General features: G+C 51.6%; 1 rRNA gene. It reads left to right on the top strand.

Annotated elements, in window-relative coordinates:
- Positions 1-374, top strand: a 16S ribosomal RNA gene (locus tag CD127_RS11275); the annotation flags it as partial.

Raw genomic sequence — 374 nt, 5'->3', positions numbered from 1 at the left:
TGACGTTAGCGGCGGACGGGTGAGTAACACGTGGGTAACCTACCTATAAGACTGGGATAACTTCGGGAAACCGGAGCTAATACCGGATAATATTTTGAACCGCATGGTTCAAAAGTGAAAGATGGCTCTGCTATCACTTATAGATGGACCCGCGCCGTATTAGCTAGTTGGTAAGGTAACGGCTTACCAAGGCGACGATACGTAGCCGACCTGAGAGGGTGATCGGCCACACTGGAACTGAGACACGGTCCAGACTCCTACGGGAGGCAGCAGTAGGGAATCTTCCGCAATGGGCGAAAGCCTGACGGAGCAACGCCGCGTGAGTGATGAAGGTCTTCGGATCGTAAAACTCTGTTATTAGGGAAGAACATACG

This window comes from Staphylococcus petrasii (assembly GCF_002902565.1).
Lineage (GTDB): Bacteria > Bacillota > Bacilli > Staphylococcales > Staphylococcaceae > Staphylococcus > Staphylococcus petrasii.
This window is presented reverse-complemented; position numbering and strand designations above follow the sequence as displayed.